Source organism: Hahella ganghwensis DSM 17046 (assembly GCF_000376785.1).
GTDB lineage: Bacteria > Pseudomonadota > Gammaproteobacteria > Pseudomonadales > Oleiphilaceae > Hahella > Hahella ganghwensis.
The window spans coordinates 1-25,947 of record NZ_AQXX01000093.1; the positions used below are offsets into that span (position 1 = coordinate 1).

Consider the following 25,947-nt stretch of genomic DNA (forward strand, 5'->3'; position numbering starts at 1 on the left):
AAGGTGGTGAAGTTGCGACCAATCGGCTGGAAGACCAGGAGTTATCGGTGCTGGCACTGCACTTGTTGCAGATCTCTTTGGTTTACGTGAATACCTTGATGATCCAGCAGGTGCTTAACGAGCCAAACTGGTTGTCACGGATGAAACTGGAGGACTTCAGGGCGTTGACGCCGTTGATATACGCACATGTGAATCCCTATGGGATATTTGAGCTGGATATGAACACGAGACTGCCCATTGAAGTGGCCGCGTAAAAGTTGGCGGTTATCGCAGCTACCCGGTCACTACCCCTGAATGATGCAGGAAAATAACAACAGAATTAAAAAAGGTCATGCATCTTTGCATTGAATCATATCTCCTTAAACAGGCTAAACCGGGGAGAACAGTGTCCCCGTTTGAGTGGCCCTTGACTGAAAACAGGCCTGAAAATCCAGTTGAGTGTTCTGGTTGTTTCTATGTAGAGTCTGAGCGTTATGCAATACTGCACATAAGATCGATAAAAAAGCATAAGGAAATACTCTGATGATGTGGCTCGTGATTGGTTTAATTCTGTTCCTTGGGGGACATTCTATTTCGATATTTGCAGGTCCCTGGCGTGACGCGATGGCGTCCAGGCTTGGTGAAATTACCTGGAAAGGTATTTATTCGGTGGTCGCACTGGTCGGTTTCATTCTCATTGTTGTCGGCTATGGAGAAGCCAGGGTTGATCCAATGGTCCTGTTCACGCCGCCTGCCTGGCTTCGACATGTCACGATGCTTCTGATGATTCCGGTATTTCCCCTGCTCCTGGCCACCTACTTGCCCGGACGAATCAAAACCGCCGTAAAACATCCCATGTTGATAGCGGTTAAAACCTGGGCGCTGGCGCACCTTCTGGCTAATGGCATGCTGGCGGATCTGTTGTTGTTCGGAGGCTTTCTCATCTGGGCGGTAGCTGATCGGATCTCCATGAAGCATCGCACCCAAAGATCAATTCCTGGCGCTCCGCCGGGGAAGGCCAATGATATTATTGCCGTTGTCGGCGGGCTTGGTATCTTTGTCGCCTTCGCGCTTTGGGGGCATCAATGGCTGATTGGAATGCCTCTTATCAGTCGCTAAGTCTTCTGGAACGCGGCAGCAGTGTCCCTGTCATTGTCGATATCATCGGCTGGAATTGGTCTCCGAAGCCAGCAACGCTTCGATTTCGTCGATGATGGCCTCTTGCCGCGCGCGATTGCTCTTTAACGAAAGAATATCCAATCGATCGTTCAAGTGCCTGGTGGTATTTTCCAGGTGGCTCAGTCGTTTACGGTTTTCGACCAATAGCGATTGTTTGATGCAGGTTTGCAGAGCTGTAAACAGATACATTGGTATCATGTCTTCAAGCAAGTCCGCTACGGAACGGTATCTCAATGGCTCCGCCCCCTGAAAGCTAGCGGATTCAGGCCTCGGAAATACGGGAATCAACACCGCTTTTGCCTCTTCCTCGCTGAATGTGAGCGTCCAGAGGTTGAACAGGTTCTCCCGCGGAGAAAAGTACAGAATCATGCTCACCAGATTATCCACCACGGATTCAACATCTTCGACGACTGAGACCCCGGGAACTCTAGCTAATGGTTGGAGTTTTTCACCAGCCACCTGCGAGAGTCTTTCGCCCACCAGAATGCAGTCAAAGGGGAGCTGGCTCTGAAATGGCATCGAAGCATCGAACGGCACTGAAAATTCAAAAGTCGCCGGGAGATCGAGAATAGATGTCTGGAACTGCCGAGTGCCCTGAGCCAGAAAATGGATCAGCTTATGATTGATGTCGCCGCAAAAACCTCTTTCAGTCCCTATCACGATTATCAGCGCCCTGCCAGCATGAACATCTGGTTTGTTAAGCAATTGTCTGACAGCACTTTTCATTCGGTTATTCACTGCCAGCTGAGAGGATAATTGTCTCTGAAGTTTGAGCGATTCCGCATAAGCCAAAGCTTTCAGTGCAGATAATATTTTGCTCAAGGTGGCGTAGAGGTCCTTTTGTTTGCTCAATTCCCGGTTGTTCATGCTTCGCCCGGATGTGGTTGAGACAAATGAGCCGATGCGCTCAAAAGGCTGGTTAAGCGCTCAATCCATGCCTCCCGTGGACTGTCCAGGGACAAGCCTTCAAGTGAGTGCAGCAGCCGTTTTTCAAATACGCTGGAAGCCTGTGATGGAGGATAGTCATCAAGCAACCCCTGGTTAAAGGCGATCATCCAGGCCAGCTCGAGTTCAGGAGACACTCTTTCAAATCGATCCTGCTTGAATAACTCCCGCAAAATTTGCCCCCGCCGAATAACGGACTGCATGGCAGAATCCAATTTGGCACCGAATCGGGTAAAGATCTCCAACTCCAGAAACCGTGAATAATCAAGTTTCATACGACCGGCTTCCTTCTTGATTGCCGGATGCTGAGCCTTGCCGCCGATTCTTGACACTGAGCGACCAACATCAATTGCCGGGCGAAAACCTGCGGCAAATAGACTTCGATCAAGATATATCTGCCCATCAGTGATGGAAATCAGGTTGGTCGGTATATACGCAGCGATCTCTCCCTGTTGAGTTTCAGCAATGGGCAGTGCAGTGACACTCCCTCCACCCTGATCCGCCGACAAACAAGTTGCCTGCTCCAGCAATCGTGCATGGACAGAAAATACATCACCCGGATATGCCTCTCGGCCCGGCGGACGACGCAATAGCAGTGATAGCTCCCGGTAGCTTCTGGCATGACTGGAAAGATCGTCGTACACGATCAACACATGATGCCCCTGACGCATCCAGTGAGAGGCCAGCGCACTGCCTGAAAATGGTGCAAGGTACTGCAAGCCGGGAGGCGACCCCGCATCAGCCACCATCAGGGTGGTGTAGCTGTCGGCATCATGCCTTTTCAGCACTTGCATGACATTCACGGCGGCGGATCTTTTTTGGCCTATCGCCACATAAACACAGCGCATCCCCTTCCCTTTCTGGTTGAGCACGGTATTCAGCGCAATCGATGTGCGTCCGAGCCCCTCATCACCGATAATCAACTGGCGTTGACCGCGCCCGATGGGAATCATCGCATCCACCATCCTGATTCCCGTGTATAGCGGCTCTTTGACCGTGTCACGCTCAACAATTTCCGGAGCAGAAACCGCCATATTCAGCCAGACGCCACCTTCTAAAGAAGGCTTACCATCGAGAACATGACCGGTGGGATCGATAACACGGCCCAACAGATCATCATTAGCTGGAAAGCCCAGAGGACGGCTTGTCCGATGCACTTCCTGACCAGCAATAAGAGTTCCGGTCTGATTGAGAATGATGGCGCCAACCTGATCCTCACAAAGATCAAACACCATACCGAGACTGCCGTCTTCAAAGTTCAGCAGTTCGTCTATGCGGGCCGACGGCAATCCTTTGATCCAGGCGACACCATCCCCGACAGAAATCAGCGTTCCTCTTTCCTGAATGCGAATATCAGGCTGATAGTTCGCCACCCAGTCGCTGGCTTTCTCCAGAGCTGACAACAAGGCATTGTTGGTATCATTACAAGTATTCTCGTCCATCATCACTTCACTTCTTCGTGATAGGAGTCAGCAAATCCTCGCAGTTCATCCGCCAGATTCAATCCGATAGTCCAGCCGCCGGAGGCCATCCTGATACCCGCAACCAGTCGTTGATCAATCATCGTCAGGATTTCGCATTTGCCGTCCCCTAGTGTCTTGGTGAGCAGCCTTTCCAGCTTTTCCTTTAAAGGTGGCCTCAGATCATAGGCAGTACTAATTTCCACTTTAAGTGGCTCACCAGAGGGACGATGATTAGTGGCACTTCTGATCTCCTGTATATAGGCGGGTGACCATTTCTCCACTTTGCCACAGAAGAGTTCGATCAAGCGTTCTTCAAGATGCTCATCAGCAGTAGCGGTGAGAATCGACGTGGCAAATCGACCTCCCAGCTGTAACGCTTGTTCCGTCACTTCTTTCTGCCATTGGCGATTCTGACTCTCAAGAGCAGCTTTGGCTTTATTGGATTCCTGGGTCAGTTGAGCTCTCAGCTCTTCCATTTTTGCGGCTTTCACCTGGACAAGCGCTTCTTCCAGCTGCTGGCGTGATACCTGTTTTTCCTGTTCCCAGGTCTGCAGCCGAGTCTGATATTGCAGTTGCAAAGCCTCTGCGTCTTTCTGTTTGCTTTCAGCCTGCTCCAGCGTCTGTCTGACACTCGCCTGACGTTTTTCCACCACCCCAAGCACCGGTCTGTACAAAAAATGTTTCAGCAGCCAGATCAACACAATGAAGTTAATGATTTCCAGTGCTACGGTTGTCCAGTCGAGCTCCACAGGAATCTCCTCGGCAGTTAACGCTCTGAAAGCGCTAACGATAAATCAAAGATTAACGATAAAATCACAAGTTAACGAATAACGCCGCGACCTTTACTGCCCCGGCAACAGGTATTCCAAAAGCGGATTTCGGAATAGGACAATTAAAACCACTACCAGAACATAAATGGCCAGAGACTCTATCATTGCCAAACCGATAAACAGTGTTCGAGTAATGGTTTTTTCGGCCTCAGGCTGTCTGGCCAAAGCTTCCAGCGCACTACTAATGGCTTTTCCCATAGCGAATGCCGGTAGCATTGCACCGACTGCAATTCCGATAATTGCCACCACAGTGGAAAGTGATACAAACTCGTTCAAGGTTTCCATGTACATGCTCCTACCTAGTGTCTTGCTCTATTTCCTGATTTTTGTTTCTGAGATGTCGTTCGTCCCAACGTCATCCTGAACATTCATTTTGGCCGGGTTGCAGGGTTAACCTGTTGCATGGCACCTGCAACATAGATGAGCGCCAGCATCCCGAAAATATAGGCCTGAACCAAGGCCTCAATAATGTGCAGCATCAAGATAGGGACCGGCACTAGAAAACCTGCCACCAGAAGAATCAGTAAGGCGGCCATTTCCAGGCTCATAATATTGCCGAAGAGTCTGACAGCCAGAGCAATGGTTCTGGTGAACTCACTGATAATATGAAATGGCAACAGTATCGGACTGGGTGAGAGGTAGTGACGAAAGTATGACATCCCCAACTGACGTATGCCGTATAGATGAACCGATAGGAATACCACCAACGCCAGTGCTGCTGTTACCGACAGGTCACGAGTCGGCGAGTTGAGGCCGGGAATCACCCCAAGAAGGTTGGCTATCGGTAAAAATATCCAGAAGGTACCGATTAACGGAAGCAGTTTTTGGGCATTCACCGGGTCTGCATTAGCAATGGCTTGCTCCAGCGTCAGCACCACCCCCTCGAGCATTGTTTGCCACTTCCCAGGCTGGAGGGATAGCCGACGTGTCAGCATGGCACAGAAGACAACCAGACCCAGCATTATCAGCCAGGTGGTTACGACCGTTTCATGTATGGGTAACGGTCCAATATAGAACAACACTGCTGAGCTGATACCCTCATCCATACGTTATGACCTTTCCTTTTGCTTTCTCTGTTTCAATCAACCGGATAGTATTGGCCTGCTCACCTGGTTTACCAATCTGAAACATTGTCATCAGACTATTCCCTCAGCGCCAGATAGGCATTCACGCCACCGACGACCACGCCCAACAGGATAAATCCGACGGTCCAGCGTACTGAGTAGGTATCACTCATACCATCCAGCCAGTGCCCAAGATACGCCCCTCCCACCACCGGCAGGACGAACAGAAACCCAAGCACCCCGAGAATTCGGGCTGCCTGCATCAGCGTGGATCTCTCCTCATCGGCCTTCCTAATCCGTTCCTGATCACGCTCCAGAGACTTTCTCAGGCGTTTGTAGTCCACATAGGGCTCCGTAGGGCTATTCCAGTCGGGCTTTGTTCATATGATGTATCAACTCGCTCTCCAGTCTATTCAGGTGGACATGGGAGCTTTTACGCCCTTCCATCTGCTCTTCCAGCCATACAGAAAGCTGCCTTTCTATGAGCTCTGGATGGCGATCAACAAATAATCGTCGGGTACTGAAATACAGACGCCCCACTTCCATTTCAAGCAACCCTTCCGTGGCTGCCATGAAAACATCCCGGGTACTGCAGGTCATTCGGCTGAGGCCTGGCTCAGTCACGGTCAGAAATGCGGTATGTCGGGCTTGCAGTGAAAAACTGCCGCTGGCATCTGCCCCACGAAAGGAAATAAGGTCGTCCAGGATAATTTCCTGGTAACAGTCTCTCAAAACGGCTGTAAACAGATTGCCATCGCTCATCTTTTGATTCCGGCTTCCGCAAGGCTTCCCTTCATGTAGAAATCTTCCTCACTATGACCATCGTAATGTCCTGCTAAAATAGCGTCACAATCCTGGATGGCGTTTTTCAGATCCACTGACACACCAGCAATTCCCGTATGAGCAGCGGTCACAACAAAGGGCTGAGTCAGGTAGCGCTGGAGTTTCCTGGCTCTGGCAACAATTAATTGGTCCGCCGCCGAGAGCTCTTCAACGCCCAGCATCGCTATAATATCTTCCAACTCCTTGTAGCGAGCCAAGTGACTTCGTACGGCTTCGGCGACCTGATAATGAAGGTTCCCGACACTATGCCGATCTATGACTTTATTGCCGGATAGTAATGGGTCGACCGCCGGGTAAATACCTTTGGCCGCCTGATTTCGGGACAGAACAACGGTAGTATCAAGATGACTCAGGATAGCACTGACAGCCGGGTCACTCATATCATCCGCCGGTACATAGACAGCCTGGACGGAGGTGATGGCGCCCTGTAGAGACGAGGTAATTCTATCTTCCAGTTCAGCGACCTCGCTGCCCAGAGTGGGCTGGTAGCCGACGGTTGCCGGCATTCTTCCCAGCAGACTAGACACTTCCGAGCCCGCCTGGACAAAGCGAAAAACATTATCCATGACCAGCAACACATCCCGATGCAAACTGTCCCGAAAGTATTCAGCATAGGCCAGCGCGGAAAGACTCACCCGGAACCGTACACCTGGCGACTCATTCATCTGTCCGAACACCAATAAGGCCTGATCCATCACACCGGCATCTTTCATGTCATGCCATAACTCATGAGCTTCTCGGATTCTTTCCCCAATCCCCGAGAACATAGAAACGCCCCGCTGCAGTTGCGCGATAGCACGCATGAATTCCATGATAAGAACGGTCTTGCCCACTCCGGCACCGCCGAACAGACCGGCCTTGCCGCCCCTCATGAAGGGACAAAGCAGGTCAATGACCTTGATGCCGGTTGCAAGCAGCTCGCCCTGCCCGGTCAACTCGTTTAGTGGCGATGGGGAACGATGGATATTACGGTATTCTGTGGTTTTGATGGGGGGACCGCCGTCCAGGGGCTCCCCGAAGATGTTCAATAACCTGCCAAGGCATTGTTCAGAAACTGGAATATGAAGAGGAGATCCACTGTCAAAGACGGGCATTCCACGCCACAACCCCTGGGTGCCATGGAGTGTAACAGCCTGCAGTTCATTTGGGCTGATGTGACGGTGCACCTCAAAAATACAGGTATCGCCATCAAGCCTGGTATAGACGGCACGCCGCAATGGAGGCAATTGCTGACACCGGATAACTGCGACCGGTCCATGGACCTCTATAATTTCCCCTATGGGGTCTCCGTCTCCGGGCATAGAAAAGTCTCTCTGACTCTTAACGAAACCATGGAACCGCAGTCATTTATCAAGCAGGCCCTATCGCAGTATAGGCAATGCTCCGCCAGCGCATTTTGATCCAGAACATTCCTGACAACTTTTTGCTCAGGCTTATCAAAGATCCGAAAGCTCCCTGCCTCTGTTTTCATCCAGACAGTCGGTTATGTCTTCTGATCAACTCAGGTGAGCACCTGAATCCGGCCGAAATTCAGCCGGGTCTTTCCGGTTTCATGGAGCACCCAGCTTATCAGTACAACCAGCAAAGGATCCGTAATTTCAGGCACGTGCTGAACCAGGTAGACCTGGGCCAGCTCGATCATCAGGGTAATGCCGGCAATCAGCAGGGTTACATTTCTCCAGCGCATACCGGCCTGCACTCCGAACCAGACAGCGCCTCCGTAGAAAAAGAACTTACTGAAGAAAGTCACGATGTTGAAGAAAACCGATCCGGCAATAAAACCGGTAAAAGGCACCCAATGAAAGTCCTGTTCCACTACCGCCAATTTAAAGGGGCTCAGACCGTAGATAACGATATAGGTCACCATCAATACAAAGATCACGTTCTCAGTCTTCTGCCCCCGGCTGATTAATAGCCAGCATCCGACGCCCCCGAGTGCGCCGATGACATCACTTAAATGAAGGTAGTTGTAGATGATCAAGGTCTCCAGCGTAAAACAGCCGAAAGCAATATAGAACAAAGTCCGTTTTCGTAGTCCGTTAAACAGCCGGTTAAAGATATAGAACACGGCCGTCCAGGCAACGATGCCCGACAGAATCGTGAGCGGATTGATCTGCGGATTCTGGTAAAGTGGCCGTAGACTTATTTCGACCTGCTTCCAGCGAAAGAACGGAATAAATGGCATCAACCTTAATCCAAACCAGAAAAGCAATAGAGTAATAGGGGCAATCAAGGAGGTGTTAAACGGTACGTCCCTGGCATTTTGCCAATAGTTCATCCCCCAGGCGACGAGACAACCCAATAGAATTCCAAAGAGATTGGACCAGCCGTCGATAATACTCGGGTAGCGACTGGGTAGATAATACTGCAGGAGCTGCAAGCCCATTCCCAGTATGAATCCGGATCCCAAAATAACCGCCAGCCTCATACGTGTCGAATAGTTGAAAACATACCAGCCAACCAGGCCGTAAGGAATAAAGATAATAATATTGGCTAGAAAATCCCCCTGGATAATGCGGTCATTCCAGGTAGAGGCAAAATCGGCCAGGAGATCTGCAGGAAAATCCTGCAGCGTGAAATTGAACGGATACAGAGAACCGTATACGGTCAATAGAATGACAACTCCCCAGACACGCTTCATAACTTGTGCAGTTCCAAAATCCGAACGTCCTGTTATTCCGCCAACGGATCTTTCAGGCGACTATTACCCAGTAGAAATTCCGCTACCAGTCTTCGCACTGGATGGCGGTCATCTTCCTGCCCCATTTTCAGTAAAGTGGACTCAATTAATTCTTGATCAACTTTTTCACGAATCTTGTGGCAGAGGTCAGCAAACAACTCATCCACGAACTCAGGGTGTGACTGGAATGTCAAAATATGCTGACTTTTATGAGTGATAGGATGTGGGCAGAATTCTGAGTGTGCCAGCGAATCGAATCCCGGCGCGGGTTTCATTACCTGATCCTGGTGCATGGATAATACCCGGATAGTTTCCCCCTCACTGAATGCTCCGAAAGACTTCCTGGCAATCACCGGATAAGCACCCAGTCCCCAGCCTTTTTCTGACTTGGCGACATGCCCTCCCAGCGCTGAATGTATCACCTGATGCCCAAAGCAGATCCCAAGCAGTGGTATTTGATACTGGTCGATCTTTTGGATAAATTTTTTCAAGTGCTTAATCCAGGGGGCTGGATCGTAGGCTCCCCATTTACTTCCGCTGATAATCCAGACATCGACCTGGTCAGCAGCATTGGGAAATTGTTCCTCATGACATCTCCAGGCCTGGTATTCAAAGTGCCCGGGAGCAACAGCATCCAGCATTTGAATAAAATCCTGGTCATAAGTACCGTATTTTTCAACCAATTCAGGACGATGGTCGTCACAAAGCAGTATTCCCAGCTTTATCATCAATGCTCACAAATGTTCTGTATCATCAATCAACCCACCCGCTGCCAATAGCCCGAAACGGTAGTTCCAGCTCCAGCTCCGGAATTTCCCTGGAAATCCAGGCGGGAAATGTGTTGCTATTGGGACCCGGAAACACCTGATAGTGGTTCTTCCAGGGATAGGTGGCAGCTTTTTCCGCGATTTTGTCTATCAACTCACCGACTCCTTCCCCTCGCCGGTCCAGTATAAGTTGTGGCTTAGCGCCATACCAGTGCCTGTCCGGAATGTCCTCTTCCACTCTCAAAACCGGCAACCCTCTTCGCTCACGCCAGCCTATGACTTCGTATACCGTGTAATCCATGGCATTTTCCGGCTTCACGGCAATCCATGTGTGGATGGCAAAGAGACCTCTCCACCCCCAGGCGTCAGCACCATACACCTGAATAACCGGCTCGGGCGTGGTCAGTGGATCTGGTGCAAGACCCGCAGATGCCCTCGTGGCAGAGCGCCAGGTATCCGTACTGCACCCTGATAGTAACAGCGCGATAAGCAGCGCAAGTAACGCCCCCGATCTGACTGCTCTGTGAACTACAAACCCGTTATTGACTAAACTGTCCATTGATGCGACGACCGAATGACATAGTGGCCAGTGGCACTCTGGGGCCTACCTTACAACCCCGTGACTGTTGACGTTTCTAGCCTGGCCTTTTTTCAGGTTCCACAAGCACGAAATACGAAACCTCAACAAACCCTAAGATACCTTGATAGGAAAATTGAGCAATAAAAGCTAATGAAATTTAATAATTGGAATTATACTTCCGTCAGCTTGTCCTTGCCTCGCTTTTACCGGGGGCACCTGAAACCAGGTTTACCACATTTCTGTCATATAAACCTCCCGGAATGATTTGAATCGGGGAAGGTTTTCGCTTTCAATGGGAGTGGTAAAGGAGCAGTACCCGTTAATCCGTATTTCTGAGGGCAACATGAAAATTGCGATTCTTTCGCGCAACCCCAAACTGTATTCAACCCGTAGACTGGTAGAGGCTGGTCTCAAGCGTGGCCACGAAGTTCGCGTCATTGATACCTTACGCTGTTACATGAACATGGCCACGGACAACCCCACGATCCACTATCGTGGTGAGACCCTCGAAGGATATGATGCCGTTATCCCCCGTATCGGTGCTTCAGTCACCTTCTACGGTACCGCAGTACTGCGCCAGTTTGAGATGCTGGGAGTCTTCCCTCTCAACGAGTCCGTTGCCATCACCCGGTCTCGCGACAAACTTCGTTCGTTACAGTTGCTGTCCCGACGTGGGATTGGGATGCCGGTGACAGGATTCGCGAATTCACCGGATGATGTACAGGATCTGATCAGAATGGTCGGTGGTGCTCCACTGGTCATCAAACTACTGCAAGGTACGCAGGGCATCGGAGTGGTTCTTGCTGAAACCAAGAAAGCAGCCGAAAGCGTCATAGAGGCTTTCCTCGGGCTTAACGCCGATATTCTGGTACAGGAATACGTCAAGGAAGCCGGTGGTTCGGACATCCGTTGCTTTGTGGTCGGAGACCGTGTTGTGGCGGCCATGAAGCGCCAGGCCCAGCCAGGGGAGTTCCGCTCCAACCTGCACCGGGGCGGTACAGCCTCCCTGGTCAAAATCACCCCCAAGGAACGTCAAACGGCCGTTAAGGCTGCGAAAGTCATGGGGTTGAATGTTGCGGGTGTTGACCTACTGCGCTCAAGCAGTGGCCCGAAAATCATGGAAGTCAATTCCTCGCCAGGATTGGAAGGCATTGAATCGGCCACGGGCAAAGATGTGGCCGGATTGATTTATGCCTTTATCGAAAAACAGATCGAAGAACGGAAGGCCACAACCCGAACGAAAGGCAAAGGTTAAGGTTAATACTGATCTGGCCTGTTTTCCGGTGCACTTTTCTACTATATGACAATTGACATGCCCCTATTGCACGGCCGCAGATGAGCTGCGGCTAGCCAATTTCAAACGAGGTAACGCCGTACAGGCAGTTCATGTCGATAGCCGGTGCCGTACCGGTATACATTCGAGCCGTTTCAAATACTGGCTGCATTTGGTACTCATCCACCAGTTTAAGGGCAGCCTCATTGATTCTCGGAATGTCGAGATAGACCAACGCCGTCTCTTCCACCGATGAAACGAGCGCTTCAAAAAGTTGTTCGGCAATGACCGGGCTATCTGCAAACAGAGGCCCGATTTTATAGCCCTGCCGGCATTTCCGGATAACACCATAGCCAGCCAACTGGTCACCTTCCACATATCCCGAAGCCCTGGCATGGCTTTGACCAATCCAGGAGGTTATAAAGGCTTCTCTCTCTACTGGAAACATCTTGTGATCATAAGAGAGCAGCATGTCAGTGGAAACTTCGGTCAGGTCCTGAATCTGAGGCGATCCTGCCACCGTACCTATGCCCCTACCTCGACCTTCGTAGCGGATATTCTGATAGGCCAAGTTGAACCCGGACTTGCGATATTTCGACTGTTGCTCAACAACGCCGTCCAGACCAATGTTGCATCCCTTCAAATACTCCAACGCCCTGTTCCAGATCTGGAAACCGTATTTCTGGCCTCTAAACTCAGGCTTGACGATATAAAAGCCAATAAAACCAAATGCAGAAGTGTACTTTACAGCCGATATACAGGCGACAGGCTGATCGTCCAGAAAGCCTATAAAGAAACCGTTGCAGTCAGCGACATAATAGGCCTCAGCATCATCCAAACCGGGATTCCAGCCTTCCGCGGCGGCCCAGTCCAACATAATATGGAGTTCACTCATTGAGGCATTTCTAATCCGGTAACTTCCTTTATTATCCATTCTCTTTCTCTCCTGAGGGCTGAGCGTTCCAGACTCCCGAACATTTTTACTGTATTGGCTCTACAGATATATGTCACTCTCGCTTGCCGGACAAGAGCCCGTTTTATACAAGAGCCAGGGGCAATTCCGTGGTGTATTTCACTTCGCTGAGCGCAACACTGGAGTTAATTTCCAACACACCGGGAATCTGCGACAGATGATCCCTGAAGAATTTTTCATAGGTGGAAACATCCCGGGTGACAATCCTCAACAGAAAATCAGTACGCCCCATCATGGTGTAGCATTCGGTGACTTCCGGATAGGAGCGAATGCGTTCTTCAAACTCCCCCACTGCCTGACGTCCGTTTGCTGTGAGTTTGACCTCGGTATAAATCACCACATCCAAACCGAGTCTTTTCCGGTTCAGCATCCCTACTCTACGATCGATATAGCCCTCATCCTCAAGTCTCTTGATTCGTCTCCAGCAGGGAGGCTGGGACAGGTTGACCCGCTCAGCAATTTCCGATGCCGACAGACTGGCATCAGATTGAATCAGTTCCAAAATCTGACGATCAGTTTTATCCAGCTTAATATCCATGAGTTTCATCACCAGTCGAAAAATGGGTATAAATAATACTCTAACAGAGTTTTTATGAATTATTTATACCCAAATAGCAAATTCCAACTATCAATTTGAATAAAATTATCTGGGCGCCTGGAGTATAGTAATTACCCATGTCGAGCCGAAAGAGATCCTTTCGGTTTCGAAATCGACAGTTACCGACTGTCGGAAACGAAGGGATTGCTCTCCAAAAGAGAGCTTACAAAAACAATACTCCCTCACCAGAAACAAAGCCGCAGGTGAGAGCAAAGGAGATTAATTATGGCGCTATCGCAAAAGCCTGCCGGGCATTTTGCCGGTGATGTCGAAGATCATGCCGACACTCAATCCGGACTACCGGTCAACAAACTCTATGTGCCGGAAGCCTCTTCCCGCCCTGGCCAGAATCCTGACTTCAGCGACCTAGAAATCCCCCCCGCCGGAACCACTCCCAAACCTCAAACCGATACTCATGCTCTGGACATGCAAAGTCTGGCATATGGCTTGGTTCGTGTACTTGATGATGAAGGTAACGCTCTGGGAGAGTGGAATCCCAATCTAAGCGCGGAACAAATGCGTCAGGGGCTCCGACATATGATGCATGTGAGAGCCTACGACGATCGCATGTTTCGAATGCAGCGCCAGGGCAAGCTCTCTTTCTATATGAAATGTACTGGTGAAGAAGCCATCGCAGTGGCACAGGCAATGGCATTGGAGAAAGGCGATATGCTGTTTCCGACCTATCGCCAACAAGGCCTGCTCTTCGTTCGCGAACGCCCGGTACTGGACATGATGTGCCAGTGCCTCTCTAACTCAAAAGATAACCTCAAGGGTCGCCAGCTCCCGGTGCTTTACAGCTGGAAAGAAAATAATTTCTTTACCATTTCTGGAAACCTGGCAACACAGTTCAGCCAGGCCGTCGGCTGGGCCATGGCTTCTGCATATAAAGGCGAAGACCATATTGCCTCAGCCTGGGTAGGTGATGGCAGCACCGCCGAAGCAGATGTTTACCATGCCCTCCTTTTTGCTTCCACTTATCGCGCGCCGGTCATATTGAACGTGGTAAATAATCAATGGGCGATTTCTACGCCCCAGTCTTTCGCCTCTGCCGGTACCACCTTTGCGGCCAGAGGATTAGGGTTCAATATCCCGAGCATCCGCGTCGATGGCAACGATTTTCTCGCGGTTTACGCCGCCGCAGAATGGGCCGCCAAGCGCGCCCGTGAAGGACACGGAGCCACTTTCATCGAACTTTTCACCTATCGCAGTGAAGGACATTCGACCAGTGACAATCCGGAAGGCTATCGCGCGAAGAACGAAGCCCAGGCCTGGCCACTGGGTGACCCTGTTGAGCGACTCAAGCAGCATCTTATTCGACTGGGTGAATGGAGCGAGGAACAACACGAAGCCCTCGCCGAGGAACTCAAACAGTCCATCCTTCAGACCTGGAAAGAAGCAATTACCTACGGAACTCTGGAGGAAGGCCCCCACTGGCCGGTCAGCACCATGTTCGAGGATGTTTACAAAGAAATACCGGCGCACCTGCGCAAGCAACGTCAGAAAATGGGGGTGTAACTGATGGCTAAGATGACAATGATCCAGGCCCTGAACTCCGCCATGGACTGCACCATGGCCCGTGACCCGAACGTGATGGTCATGGGGGAGGATGTGGGATACTTCGGTGGCGTCTTTCGCTGCACAGAAGGCCTCTATCAGAAATATGGCGCTCATCGGGCTCTGGATACGCCTATCGCAGAAGGCGGCATCATTGCTGCCGCGATTGGTATGGGTGTCAATGGTTTGCGTCCGGTCGTGGAAATACAGTTCGCCGACTACATCTATCCCGGATTTGACCAGATTGTCAGTGAGCTGGCGAGATTGCGTCACCGTAGCGGTGGCGAGTTCTGGTCCCCGGTAACCATCAGAGCTCCTTGTGGTGGCGGCATACGTGGAGGTCAGACTCACTCCCAGAGCCCGGAAGGTATTTTCACCCATGTTTGCGGCCTCAAAACGGTCATGCCTTCGAACCCTTACGATGCCAAAGGTCTTCTGATCAGCGCCATTGAAGATGATGACCCGGTGATATTCTTTGAGCCAAAGCGCATTTATAACGGCCCGTTTTACGGTCACGATGTCCAGGCAAATGTGGCTACGACCTGGAGTGCTCACCCAGCCGGCGAAGTCCCCGAAGGACACTATACCGTACCATTGGGCAAAGCCGCAGTCCTCAAAGAAGGCAGTGATGTCACCATTCTGACATACGGCACCATGGTACACGTGGCCGAAGCGGCTATTAACCTGAGTGGAATCAGTGCCGAGTTGATTGATCTACGCACCCTGCTCCCACTGGATATCGACACCATTGCCGACTCCGTGAAAAAAACCGGGCGCTGCGTCATCATTCATGAAGCCACTCGCACCAGTGGCTTCGGCGCGGAACTGGTCGCAGAGGTGCAAGAGGAATGTTTCTGGCACCTCAAAGCACCGATCGAAAGAGTCACCGGTTGGGACACACCCTACCCACACGCCTATGAATGGGAATACTTCCCGGAACACGACCGGATTATAGAAGCCATGAAACGTACTCTGGAGGCAGATTAATGGGAAGCTTTAGTTTTAAATTGCCGGATCTTGGAGAAGGTATCGTTGAGTCAGAGATCGTTGAGTGGTACGTCAAAACCGGTGATGTTGTGGAAGAGGATCAACATATCGCTGACGTCATGACAGACAAGGCAGTCGTGGAAGTGACCGCACCAGTCAGCGGAATCGTGACAGCAATAGCCTGCGAAGCCGGTGAAATGCTCGCGGTCGGAAAAGAGTTGATTCGTTTCGATACTGAAGCTTGCGGCAGCGGCACAAGTAGTCACGCGTCTGCCTCTGACGCCCAGGATCAGAACAATAGTGTGTCTCAACCGAAACCGGCAGACATTACGCCTAAAGGGGAGCGCACCAGTAATTCCCCAAACAAGGAGACGGTCGACCAATCTCCGCCAGTCGCCTGCTCCGCTTCCCCATCGAGGGAGGCACCTTTACCGGTATCAAATGGCGTCAGCGGTACCGTACTCGCCTCTCCCTCTGTCAGACAACGAGCACGGGATGAGCAGGTGAATCTTGCTGATGTACCCGGTAGTGGTCCGGCCGGCCGCATCAGCCATAAAGACCTGGATGACTTTATCGCCAGCGGCGGTGTACTGGCATCACCTGCAGGCCTGCGCTCTCGCCGTAACGGGCAGACAGACGTTAAGATCAAAGGCCTGCGCAGGGTCATCGCCCAGAAGATGCTGCAAACTAAACGCAATATTCCCCACTATTCCTATGTGGAGGAAGTGGATGTTACCGCACTGGAGGAGCTACGCCAGCACCTCAATGCCAACCGCGAGTCACACCAGCCCAAACTCACGCTCCTGCCGTTCATCATGCAGGCACTGGTAAAGGCTCTGCCTAAATTTCCCCATTGCAATGCTCACTACGATGATGAAACCAGTATTCTGACGCAATTTGAAGCGGTGCATATGGGCATTGCCACCATGACCAATGCCGGCTTAATGGTCCCTGTCATCAAGCACAGTGAAAGCCTTGATCTCTGGCAGTCCGCCAGTGAAGTCAGCCGCGTATCTGAGGCCGCCAGAAACAATACTGCCAAAGCGGATGAGCTAAGCGGGTCATCAATTACCATTACCAGTCTCGGTGCTCTTGGTGGGATTGTGTCTACCCCCATCATTAATGCTCCTGAAACCGCGATTATCGGTATCAACAAGTTGCAGGAGCGTCCGGTGGTGAAGGATGGAGCTATCGTCATCCGCAAAATGATGAATCTGTCCGCTTCTTTCGATCATCGTATTGTGGATGGCTATGACGGCGCTCAGCTGATCCAGGCCTTAAAACGCCTGCTCGAAAACCCTGGAGCCATATTCGTCTGAAATTTTATCCGTCGGTCGGTATTTCTTATTCAACGTAATAGTTGGATCTGAATGACTTCGATTTCAGTCGGTAATTATCGAGAAAAGAACTTAAGCAGGGTCGGGTTCGATCCTGCAATGACAGAATAAAAGTGGAACAAGCATCATGACAACAACCTGCAAAGTACTCGTAGTAGGCGGTGGCCCCGGCGGTTATGTCGCCGCCATAAGATCTGGCCAACTGGGGCTGGATACTGTATTGGTGGAAGCCGATCGTCCTGGAGGCACCTGCCTGATCCGCGGCTGCATTCCATCGAAAGCCCTGATCCATGCAGCGACCCGCTACGAAGAATTGCTGGCCCATGCTGGCAGCGGAAAACTTGGCATCTCGCTGACATCCTCTCCGGAACTCAATCTCGGCAATATGATGGGCTGGAAAGACGGCATTGTTGATCGCTTGACTCAAGGCGTCGAGGGCCTGTTAAAGAAAGCCGGCGTCAAAGTTATCAAAGGCTGGGCAGAGTTTTCTGACGCCAAGCACTGTGTTGTGAGTACCGCAGAAGGAAAAGTCAATCTTCAGGCAGAGCATGTCATCCTGGCTAATGGCTCTCAAGCCACACAACTCCCCAACATTCCCTACGGTGAACATGTTATTTCATCAACCGAAGCACTTGAGCTGACTTCCGTGCCGGGTCACTTGGTCGTTATTGGTGCGGGTTATATCGGTCTGGAGCTGGGCATTGCCTATCGGAAGCTGGGCGCAAGAGTGACCTTTATTGAAGGCCAGGATCAAATTCTGTCCCTCTACGATAAAGAAATGACACGCCCCATAGAGCAGTGGCTGAAGAAACAGAAAATTGACCTGCACCTGAAAGCCAAAGCTGACAGCGTCGAGACCATGAATGGTCGCCCACTCCTCAATTTTATTGACAAGAACGGCGAACAGCAGCAGCTGGAAGCGGACAAGGTGCTGGTCACTGTCGGCCGCAAGCCTAATGTTGAAGGCTGGGGAATCGACAATATGTGTCTGGATATGGATGGGCCGTTTGTTAAAGTGGACAAACAATGCCGAACCGCCATGAAGAATGTCTGGGCCATCGGTGACCTGGTTGGAGAACCAATGCTGGCTCACAAGGCATCCGCACAAGGGGAAATGGTGGCCGAGATCATTGCCGGCTACCGTCGCGAGTTTGATTCCGTAGCCATTCCTGCCGTGTGCTTCACTGAGCCCGAGATCGTCAGCATAGGCCTCACCCCAGACCAGGCGAAAGAAGCCGGACATGAAATCATTGTTGGGACATTCCCGTTTGCGGCAATCGGTAAGGCGTTGACTATGGAAGCCGGCCAGGATGGCGGTTTTGTCCGCATTACGGCACGCAAGTCAGACCATGTCATCCTGGGCATACATGCGGTGGGGGCCCATATCGCGGAACTCAGCGGTGAATTCAGTCTGGCGCTGGAAATGGGTGCTCGACTGGAAGACCTGGCCCACACCATTCACGTCCACCCCAGCTTGAGCGAAGCCACCATGGAAGCCGCAATGGCTGGGCTTGGCAAAGCCATTCACACCAGCCAGCGGTAGACTTCCAAATACTGAAGCAGGAACAAGAATAAAAAGCAGGAAAGAGTGAAAGCCGGTTAGATAGACTGATATTCACACATAAAATCAGATACAAAGATAAAAACAATGAGGCCATTATGAAACTTTCTGCGTTTGGCGAGAAGTTCGCAGGGGATTCCGGAATTGTAGAATTGATGGATGATCTGGGGAACGCCCTGTCAGAAAATCCCGATATGATTTTTATGGGGGGCGGTAATCCTGGTCGCCTGCCCGCCGTCGAGCAAGTCTTCAGGGAAAATATGGAATCCATACTTGAAGATCCCCAACAAAGACACAGTCTGTTCGGGATATATCAATCCCCTCAGGGAGAAAAGGAATTCCGCAAGGAAGTGGCCGCTTTCCTCAACAAGCAATTTGGGTGGAGCCTCAGTTGCCAAAACATCGCGGTATCAAATGGTAGTCAGTCAGCTTTCTTTATGCTGTACAACATGTTGGCCGGGGAGATGTCGGACGATACACGCCGAGCCATTCACCTGCCGCTGTCACCTGAATACCTTGGTTATCGCGACGTTGGGCTGACCTCGTCGTTCTTTACAGCAACACGACCCAAGATCGAGAGACTCGAAGATCATCTGTTCAAATATCACATTGATTTCTCAAATCTGAACGTTGATCACAATACAGCGGCGATGTGCGTTTCCCGCCCTACGAATCCGACAGGAAATGTTCTGACAGATAATGAAATATCAATGCTGGACGAGTTGGCCAGAGCTAACGACATCCCTTTGATTATCGACGGAGCCTATGGATTACCGTTCCCCAATATCATCTTTACTGAGGTGACCCCATTCTGGAATGACAATACCATTCTGGTGCTAAGCCTTTCCAAATTAGGGCTACCAGGGGCACGGACCGGCATTGTCGTTGCCAGCGAAGAAGTGATTCAGGCCTTTACCCGGGCCAACGCAGTGATCAGCTTATCTTGCGGCACGATGGGACCTGCCCTTGCCCACCAGATGTTTCGCAACGATCAGATTCTCTCCCTGAGCCGGGATCATATATTGCCGTTTTACCGGGAACGCTCCACCCAGGTCGTAGATTGGTTCAGGCAGGAAATGGGAGATCTGCCCTATCAAATCCACAAACCCGAGGGCGCCATATTCCTGTGGGTATGGTTTGAAGGCCTGCCTATCGGCAGCCAGGAAATGTATCAGCGACTGAAACAACGCGGTGTTCTTGTTGTGCCTGGTCACAATTTCTTCGTGGGCATTGAAGATGAATGGGCCCATAAGAACCAATGTTTAAGAGTGTCCTATGCACAGGACGCTGACACCGTCAGACAGGGAGTCAGGATTATCGCAGAAGAAGCGCGTAAAGCTTACGATTTGGAGTGACGGCACTCGGGCGGCGTATGCCGCCCTCTTTTTCTCTCTTATTAATCTTTCTGGTTACAGCAACTTCAGTTCTTTGCTTTCACAGCCTCCATAAACGCTTGACTTACCCCTTCTTCCGAACGTCTCATGCTCATGCCATATCTCATAGGGATGCCTTCTAGTTGCAGCGCTTCCACTGATCGCTCAAGTATGGGCGAGGCCATCGCGCGGGAATATTCAGGCATCAGAACCCCAAAAACACCTTCGCCGACTTTGGCAATAAATGCCGAGGAAGGCAGTGTCTTTTGCAGACTGAATGCCACACTCCTTGCCTGACTGACATAGGCCGGATTCCCGTTCTGGCTTTCGACGCCTTTCTGAACGATCTCCAACGCGGCTACACAAATGGGACTACCATAACGAGAAGCAATATACTCTTCACGGGCAACAGCCTGGTCCCAGGCTCTCCGGTTTGGCAAAGTCGTTGTTTCATCCATAAGATCGACTGAGAGTGTAAGCTTAAAACGCCTCTCCTGATCCAATGCCTTCAATTCCTTGGAGAGAATGCTCCCCAACAGGCTGGCGAGCAGCTCAACCAAGGGAAGCTCTGCTTCAATAGATTGAGGCTGGGGTTCAGGATCAATCGCACAAAGCGTGCCGAATAACCTGCCATCCTCTTGCAATACCGGAACGCCGAAATAAGCTCCGATATTCATCTGCCTTGCAATCGGCGCCTTGACATAAGCTTCTATATCACGGGAACAGGGAGCCACACGGGGGCCTTTATTTTCCATCATTAGTGAACAGAAGGAGTCTGTCCACTTCAGGGTGGTACCTTCTTCGATGTAATAGCTGTAGTCCTCCGTCTGCAGGATAATCCAGTCCTCTCCATTGGCTCTGGTCATCATCCACATATCAAAACCGAGACGGTCGTGGAGGAAGGCCAGCACAGCTCTGCAGGCTACTTCAAAATCAGTAAAAGGCAAGGCATTGATCAAAGTCTGATACACGAGGACACCCTTAACAAAACCTAAAGAATTTTTTCTGATTCAAGATAATCTCCAACCCGTCCCAGTTCGTTCCGTACTTTTTCGATGACCAGGTTGATTTCTTCCCAATCCTCGCTCGCAGAGGCCTCCTGAAGCTCCGTCAGAGTTTGCGTCAGGTATGGCGCGCCGACAGATAAGGCAGCCCCTTTAGCCGCATGAACCCGATTTTTAAGTGCTTTGGAATCAGTATTCTCGATGGCCCTGTCAATGCCCCCAAATTCCTTTGAAACCGTTTGCCAGTAGAATTGGAGAACATTGGCGATGATAATTCTATCTTCTGTCCCAAGAACCTCTGACAAAACACTCCAGTCGATCGGAGTTTTGTCTCCATTGGCCCTATGTTCTTTCACCTCGGGGGGTTGCTCAGACCCATCAATGCTTTGTGTTCCTGATGACGTGGCAGTCTCGGAGCCGGCCTTCTTTTTTACTTCATTGTAGCCAGCCGTGGAACGCCGTTTAATCCATTTCGCCAGCGTCAGTTTCAGTTTTTTCAAATCAACAGGCTTTGACAGATAGTCATCCATTCCGGCCGCCAGGCAATGATCGGCTTCACCAACCAATGCATTGGCAGTAATAGCAACAATCGGCGTCCGCCCCAGCTGGCTATTCAGTGATTCCTGGTGCCGGATTTTAGAAGTCAGTTCAAATCCGTCCAGCTCCGGCATATGGCAGTCAGTCAGCAACAATGCAAACCGTCCCTGCTGCCACTCGTTTAATGCCTGACGACCATTGGCGACCATCACACAGGCGTATCCTAACTTCCCAAGTTGCTTCTCCAAGACTTCCCGGTTTATTGGCTGGTCTTCCGCAACGAGAATGAGGCTGCCATCCCGCTCAGCCTCTGAAATAGTTGGCACCACCTCCTGTTGATAAGAAGTATCGTCTTCGTTGAACTCATGAAACTCAATAAACAGGCTCTCCCGTCCGGCCAGGATCGCAATAGCAGTCAACAGGTCCGTCGGCTTGAGAGGATGGGCTCCCACCACTATCTGGTCATTCTGTATCTGCCCTGTTTTAGCAGAAGCATTTTTCGTCAGCATTAGGTACCGCATATCGGATACTGCCGGAGCTGCGACTTTCTCTTTGAATTGAGACACCGAGATATCTGGACTCAAAATACAAATGTCTAACTTATACTTGGGATCGGCAAAGTCTCCTATGACTTCAGCCGCATGTTCCAGGTTTCTGGTATCAATAGCCCGGCCACCCAACTGGGTGACCTGACTACAGATGGTATTGGCAAATTTTTCATGCTCCATCACCACCAATATAGACAGATTGGCCAGTTTCAGATCATTGATATTGGCAACCTTATCATTCGATCTGCAGCAAGGAATAACAAATACAAATTGGCTGCCCTGTCTTATCTCGCTCTGAACAGCAATCCGTCCTCCCATCATTTCAATGAAGGACTTGGTAATCGTCAGCCCTAACCCTGTTCCGCCATAATTCCTTGTGGTAGAACTATCCGCCTGAGAGAAGGGCCGAAACAGGTTGGAGATCTGCTGATCGGTCATCCCGATGCCATTATCTTCTATTGTTATCTGGATCTCTTCAGCTTCATTCTCTTCAACTCGTTGAGTGTCTTTAGAGAGCAATTCCAATTTGACCCAGACTTCGCCGTGCCGGCCAGTGCCCCGGGAAAATTTAATGGCATTGCCAAGCAGGTTGAGCAGTATTTGACGCAGGCGTACCGGATCCAGAAACAGCCTTGGAGGAATAGAGAGATCTGCGTCAATAAAAATGTCAATATTCTGGCTGGCCGCCTGCGCCCAGAGAGCCTCAACACTTCTTTCAACAATGTCCAGCAATGAAGTGGATACCGGTGCCAGAGACATCTGACCGGCCTCAATCTTTGAGAAATCCAATATGTCATTGATGATATCCAATAACGAAAAGGCGGACTCACGAATGGTATTCGCCATTTTCGTCTGATCGGCTGATAGCTGTGTATCCCGCAGCAGGTCGATCATACCAATCACACCGTTCATCGGGGTCCGGATTTCATGACTCATAGTGGCCAGAAAACGGGATTTTGCCTCGCTCGCCTGTCGAGCATTACGACTTTCCTTCTCCAGCGCTTTCTGAGCAAGACGCTCGCTGGAGATATCCTGATTAATGCCGAACATTTTGACGGGTACGCCATTATCATTTTTGATTACCACCGCAGCAGCCCTGACCCACCTGACCTGTTTGTCGCTATAGCGGCTTATTCGATACTCGGTAGCGAGAGATTCCCGATTCGAAATCAAATCCTGTATCTGTCTCTCGGCTTCTTCTTTTTCATCATCAATAATGGCATCTGTCCAGATTTTATAGTTAACCGAGGTTTCGGGGTCAAGGCCGTAAAGCTGATACATCCGCTGATCCCACTGGATATAGTTTTCCATCAGGTCCCAGCTCCAGATACAGATTCCACCAGCTTCCGTTGCCAGACTAAAGCCACTCAGCAACTCTTCTCTCTCCAGCCGGGCGATTTCCAACTGCTGCTCGAACTTCTTCCGTTCATTGATATCTTCAAGGATCCAGATAAAGTATTTCGGATTGCCTAATCTGTCCTTTACCAGGGACACAGATAAATTTATCCAGATCGCTTCGCCGGGTTTTCTAAAATACCGGTTATCGATGGTGTATGACTGTATCTCTCCGTCCAGTACTTTCTTAAGCTGCTCTTTGTCCGACGGCAGATCATCTGGATGCACAATCGATTCAAAGCTGCTGTTCAGCAAATCCTCTTTGTCATACCCCAACATGTCACAAAGCTTGTTGTTTATTTCCAGCCAGTGACCGTCGATACTCACCCTGGCGATACCGACAGGCGCAAGATCAAAAGCCGCCCGGTATCGTTGTTCACTTTCCCGCAGTTCCTCACTCAACCTCTCCTGGTTTTCCTGCGATGTGAGGGCCTGGGTAACATCCCGCATTATTGCCACAAACAGGCGATTTCCCTCTACCCAGGTTTCGCCAATAGAGAGCTCCAGGGGAATGACACGTCCGGATTTATGACATCCCATTACGGAAATAGATTCGCCGACGATTTTTCTATTACCTTTGGATTTAAAGCTCTCAAGGAAAGAAGCCTGCTCCGAGCGATAAGGTTCGGTCAGCAGAATCGATAGATTATTCCCGATAAGCTCTTCCCTGATGCATCCGAACAACAGCTCAATGGATCGGTTTACATCGAGAATGATGCCGTCGTCATCTGTCACGACAGTGCCGTCAATCGCGGTATCAAATATGGCCCTCATCCGGCTTTCTGTCGCCTGTAAAGCTCTTGTGCGTTCAGCGACTCTTCTCTCCATTTCCCGTCGTGCTTCACTTTGCAGTTGCTTTATTTCCGAAACGTCTGTCTGTGCGCCAATAAAATGAGTCAGTTCTCCTGCATCATTGTAAACAGGATCAATTCTTAGATTGTTCCAAAACGGTGTACCATCTTTGCGATAATTTCGAATCACAACATTACAGGATGCCCCTTTATGAATAGCCTCACGCAAAACCCTCAGTTGTGCCTGATCTGACTCTTTTCCCTGCAGAAAACGACAGTTTCTTCCAATGACTTCTTTTTCACAGTAACCGGTGAGTTTTTCAAACGCCCTGTTGATAAAGACGATCGGAGTATCCTCTGCTCGCGCGTCACAAACCACAATTCCCGTAGCGGTCACCTCAATGGCTCGACGACTGATTTCCAACTCGCGCTGTTGTACTTCAGTTTTTTCCTGCAGAGAAATACCCTCAATCAAGCGCTCCCTAAAAACCTCTATTGCTCTGGAGATTTCACCGACTTCATCCTGAGTCTTTACCTCCGGAACCGGATTACTTAAGTCACCTGTCGACATTTTTCTGACAATGTTGGTCAGTTTGCGTAACGGATAGCTGGTCTTGAAAGCCAACAACATCCCCAGCGACAGAAGAGCCAGAATAAGAAAGGTACTGATATAAAAAACCAAGTCAAAAAGCTGCTTCGATTCCTTGTAAGCCTCCTCTAGAGGGATACCGACAATGGTAGACCAATTCATCCCGGGAAAATCATAAACTCCCTGACTGTGAGTGTAACCGGCCACCTGCTGGTAGTCTTTGGCATAGTGTGTTGAGATCCCCGCGCCACTTAATCCTGCGACAGCCATCCGGGCACTCTCTACTCCCTGCTGAACCAGATTCCTTTTTCCGAGGATTTCAAAGTCACGCACATAGCGGGCAACGGAACGATGAACAGGATCATAATCAACAATCATCCTCCCTTTGTCATCCAACAACATCAGTTCGGCACTGACAAATCCTTCTTCGCTAAGCGCCCGATAGTTTTCGGCAAAGATATCTTCAATGACTGAAAAATCGAGGATATTGGCCCACACGCCAATAATCTCCCCCGAAGTGTTTTTGATCGGCGCGGCGAACACCATTTCAAACTCAGCCCCCGATGCCTTCTGATAGGGAACCGAATACCTCGAAGGGCCATAGACCACTGTCCCGGCGACCCCCTCTTTTAACTGAAAATAGCGCTCTTCCAGCACCTCCTGAAACCATCGCGTTGATTGAACATCTTCCGCTAAAATGTCCGGCCGCCTCATTCTCTGCCCCTTACTATCCTGAGTACTGGTAGCAATCAGCCGACCTTCTACGTCCAGAATCAAAATATGTTTGTAGACATGATATTGCTGGACAAAACGATTCAGGACTTTCTCCAGTTTTTCTGCTGACTGGCCAGGGGGGATAATACTTTTCCCGGAAAGCTCCCCAAGACTGAGGACAAATGCTTGAGGGTCTTGATAACGCACGAATAGGTTGCGGTCGACAGATGACATGATCAACCCCGACCTGTTCTCAATATCAAGCATCACCCTGCCTTCGACCAGCTCCGATACTTTATGGGAGAGGCCATATAAAAGTGCAAACAATAGAGTCCCAAAGAGGCCAAAGAGAGTGATTTGCTTATGTTGAATTGTCATTA

Annotated in this window: 23 protein-coding genes; 8 read left to right on the forward strand and 15 right to left on the reverse strand. The window is 50.4% G+C overall.

All coding sequences use genetic code 11. The annotated features are described in order from the left end of the window. Both F566_RS32250 and F566_RS0107750 read left to right on the forward strand, forming a co-directional pair. Nucleotides 1-254, forward strand: a 254-nt coding sequence (locus F566_RS32250) for a Tn3 family transposase (RefSeq protein WP_020406420.1), incomplete at its 5' end; no start/stop codon positions are given. A gap of 268 nt (nt 255-522) precedes the next feature. Next, the gene (locus F566_RS0107750; RefSeq protein WP_020406421.1) at nt 523-1,098 is read left to right on the forward strand and encodes an NnrU family protein; all 576 of its coding nucleotides are present in this window, start codon (nt 523-525) and stop codon (nt 1,096-1,098) included. Between the two features lie 42 nt (nt 1,099-1,140). Here F566_RS0107750 and F566_RS0107755 read toward each other — a convergent pair whose 3' ends face one another. The 11 genes from F566_RS0107755 to F566_RS0107810 all read right to left on the reverse strand — a co-directional run bounded on the left by F566_RS0107755 (nt 1,141) and on the right by F566_RS0107810 (nt 10,309). Beyond that, the gene (locus F566_RS0107755) at nt 1,141-2,025 is read right to left on the reverse strand and encodes a F0F1 ATP synthase subunit gamma (RefSeq protein ID WP_020406422.1); all 885 of its coding nucleotides are present in this window, start codon (nt 2,023-2,025) and stop codon (nt 1,141-1,143) included. Further along, nucleotides 2,022-3,548 carry a F0F1 ATP synthase subunit alpha gene (locus tag F566_RS0107760; protein ID WP_020406423.1) on the reverse strand — a complete coding sequence of 509 codons (1,527 nt, stop codon included), beginning with the start codon at nt 3,546-3,548 and terminating at the stop codon, nt 2,022-2,024. Before F566_RS0107760 ends, F566_RS0107755 begins: the two co-directional genes overlap by 4 nt. Further along, nucleotides 3,548-4,315, reverse strand: a complete 768-nt coding sequence (locus tag F566_RS0107765; RefSeq protein ID WP_020406424.1) for a F0F1 ATP synthase subunit B family protein — start codon at nt 4,313-4,315, stop codon at nt 3,548-3,550. The genes F566_RS0107760 and F566_RS0107765 overlap by 1 nt, the downstream gene beginning before the upstream one ends. A gap of 93 nt (nt 4,316-4,408) precedes the next feature. After that, nucleotides 4,409-4,681: an ATP synthase subunit c family protein gene (locus tag F566_RS0107770; RefSeq protein WP_020406425.1), complete on the reverse strand. Its 273-nt coding sequence runs from the start codon at nt 4,679-4,681 to the stop codon at nt 4,409-4,411. An 83-nt stretch (nt 4,682-4,764) separates the two neighbouring features. Then, entirely contained in the window at nt 4,765-5,442 is a 678-nt protein-coding gene (locus F566_RS0107775) for a F0F1 ATP synthase subunit A (RefSeq protein WP_020406426.1), read from the reverse strand. Nucleotides 5,443-5,537: 95 nt separating this feature from the next. After that, entirely contained in the window at nt 5,538-5,804 is a 267-nt protein-coding gene (locus F566_RS0107785; RefSeq protein WP_020406428.1) for an AtpZ/AtpI family protein, read from the reverse strand. Nucleotides 5,805-5,820: 16 nt separating this feature from the next. After that, nucleotides 5,821-6,222, reverse strand: a complete 402-nt coding sequence (locus F566_RS0107790) for a hypothetical protein (protein ID WP_020406429.1) — start codon at nt 6,220-6,222, stop codon at nt 5,821-5,823. Next, nucleotides 6,219-7,604, reverse strand: a complete 1,386-nt coding sequence (gene atpD / locus F566_RS0107795) for a F0F1 ATP synthase subunit beta (protein ID WP_020406430.1) — start codon at nt 7,602-7,604, stop codon at nt 6,219-6,221. The genes F566_RS0107790 and atpD overlap by 4 nt, the downstream gene beginning before the upstream one ends. A 200-nt stretch (nt 7,605-7,804) precedes the next feature. Continuing rightward, on the reverse strand, nt 7,805-8,944 hold the full coding sequence (locus F566_RS0107800) for a VanZ family protein (protein ID WP_020406431.1): 1,140 nt from the start codon (nt 8,942-8,944) through the stop codon (nt 7,805-7,807). 32 nt (nt 8,945-8,976) lie between these two features. Next, nucleotides 8,977-9,711: a type 1 glutamine amidotransferase gene (locus F566_RS0107805; RefSeq protein WP_020406432.1), complete on the reverse strand. Its 735-nt coding sequence runs from the start codon at nt 9,709-9,711 to the stop codon at nt 8,977-8,979. A gap of 25 nt (nt 9,712-9,736) precedes the next feature. After that, nucleotides 9,737-10,309, reverse strand: a complete 573-nt coding sequence (locus tag F566_RS0107810; RefSeq protein WP_020406433.1) for a DUF3750 domain-containing protein — start codon at nt 10,307-10,309, stop codon at nt 9,737-9,739. A 364-nt stretch (nt 10,310-10,673) separates the two neighbouring features. On the opposite strand from F566_RS0107810, the gene rimK reads away from it, so the two are divergent. Then, a complete protein-coding gene (gene rimK, locus F566_RS0107815; protein ID WP_026179836.1) occupies nt 10,674-11,585 on the forward strand; it encodes a 30S ribosomal protein S6--L-glutamate ligase in 912 nt (303 codons plus the stop codon). Nucleotides 11,586-11,676: 91 nt separating this feature from the next. On the opposite strand, the gene F566_RS0107820 is transcribed toward rimK, so the two are convergent. Further along, complete coding sequence (locus F566_RS0107820; RefSeq protein WP_020406435.1) at nt 11,677-12,537, reverse strand: GNAT family N-acetyltransferase; 861 nt, start codon at nt 12,535-12,537, stop codon at nt 11,677-11,679. A gap of 103 nt (nt 12,538-12,640) precedes the next feature. Continuing rightward, nucleotides 12,641-13,114: an Lrp/AsnC family transcriptional regulator gene (locus tag F566_RS0107825; protein ID WP_020406436.1), complete on the reverse strand. Its 474-nt coding sequence runs from the start codon at nt 13,112-13,114 to the stop codon at nt 12,641-12,643. 285 nt (nt 13,115-13,399) lie between these two features. On the opposite strand from F566_RS0107825, the gene F566_RS0107830 reads away from it, so the two are divergent. The 5 genes from F566_RS0107830 to F566_RS0107850 all read left to right on the forward strand — a co-directional run bounded on the left by F566_RS0107830 (nt 13,400) and on the right by F566_RS0107850 (nt 19,971). Next, nucleotides 13,400-14,692 carry a thiamine pyrophosphate-dependent enzyme gene (locus F566_RS0107830; RefSeq protein WP_020406437.1) on the forward strand — a complete coding sequence of 431 codons (1,293 nt, stop codon included), beginning with the start codon at nt 13,400-13,402 and terminating at the stop codon, nt 14,690-14,692. Between the two features lie 3 nt (nt 14,693-14,695). Then, the gene (locus F566_RS0107835; RefSeq protein WP_020406438.1) at nt 14,696-15,718 is read left to right on the forward strand and encodes an alpha-ketoacid dehydrogenase subunit beta; all 1,023 of its coding nucleotides are present in this window, start codon (nt 14,696-14,698) and stop codon (nt 15,716-15,718) included. Next, nucleotides 15,718-17,037, forward strand: a complete 1,320-nt coding sequence (locus F566_RS0107840) for a dihydrolipoamide acetyltransferase family protein (RefSeq protein ID WP_020406439.1) — start codon at nt 15,718-15,720, stop codon at nt 17,035-17,037. The genes F566_RS0107835 and F566_RS0107840 overlap by 1 nt, the downstream gene beginning before the upstream one ends. A gap of 145 nt (nt 17,038-17,182) precedes the next feature. Further along, complete coding sequence (lpdA, locus tag F566_RS0107845; protein ID WP_020406440.1) at nt 17,183-18,598, forward strand: dihydrolipoyl dehydrogenase; 1,416 nt, start codon at nt 17,183-17,185, stop codon at nt 18,596-18,598. A 116-nt stretch (nt 18,599-18,714) separates the two neighbouring features. Beyond that, nucleotides 18,715-19,971, forward strand: coding sequence for a valine--pyruvate transaminase (locus F566_RS0107850; protein WP_020406441.1), 1,257 nt, complete (start codon nt 18,715-18,717; stop codon nt 19,969-19,971). A 65-nt stretch (nt 19,972-20,036) separates the two neighbouring features. Here F566_RS0107850 and F566_RS0107855 read toward each other — a convergent pair whose 3' ends face one another. After that, a complete protein-coding gene (locus F566_RS0107855) occupies nt 20,037-20,960 on the reverse strand; it encodes a sensor domain-containing diguanylate cyclase (protein WP_020406442.1) in 924 nt (307 codons plus the stop codon). Nucleotides 20,961-20,980: 20 nt separating this feature from the next. Next, nucleotides 20,981-25,945 (reverse strand): PAS domain S-box protein, encoded by a 4,965-nt coding sequence (locus F566_RS0107860; protein ID WP_020406443.1) that lies wholly within the window; start codon nt 25,943-25,945, stop codon nt 20,981-20,983. Nucleotides 25,946-25,947 lie beyond the last annotated feature (2 nt).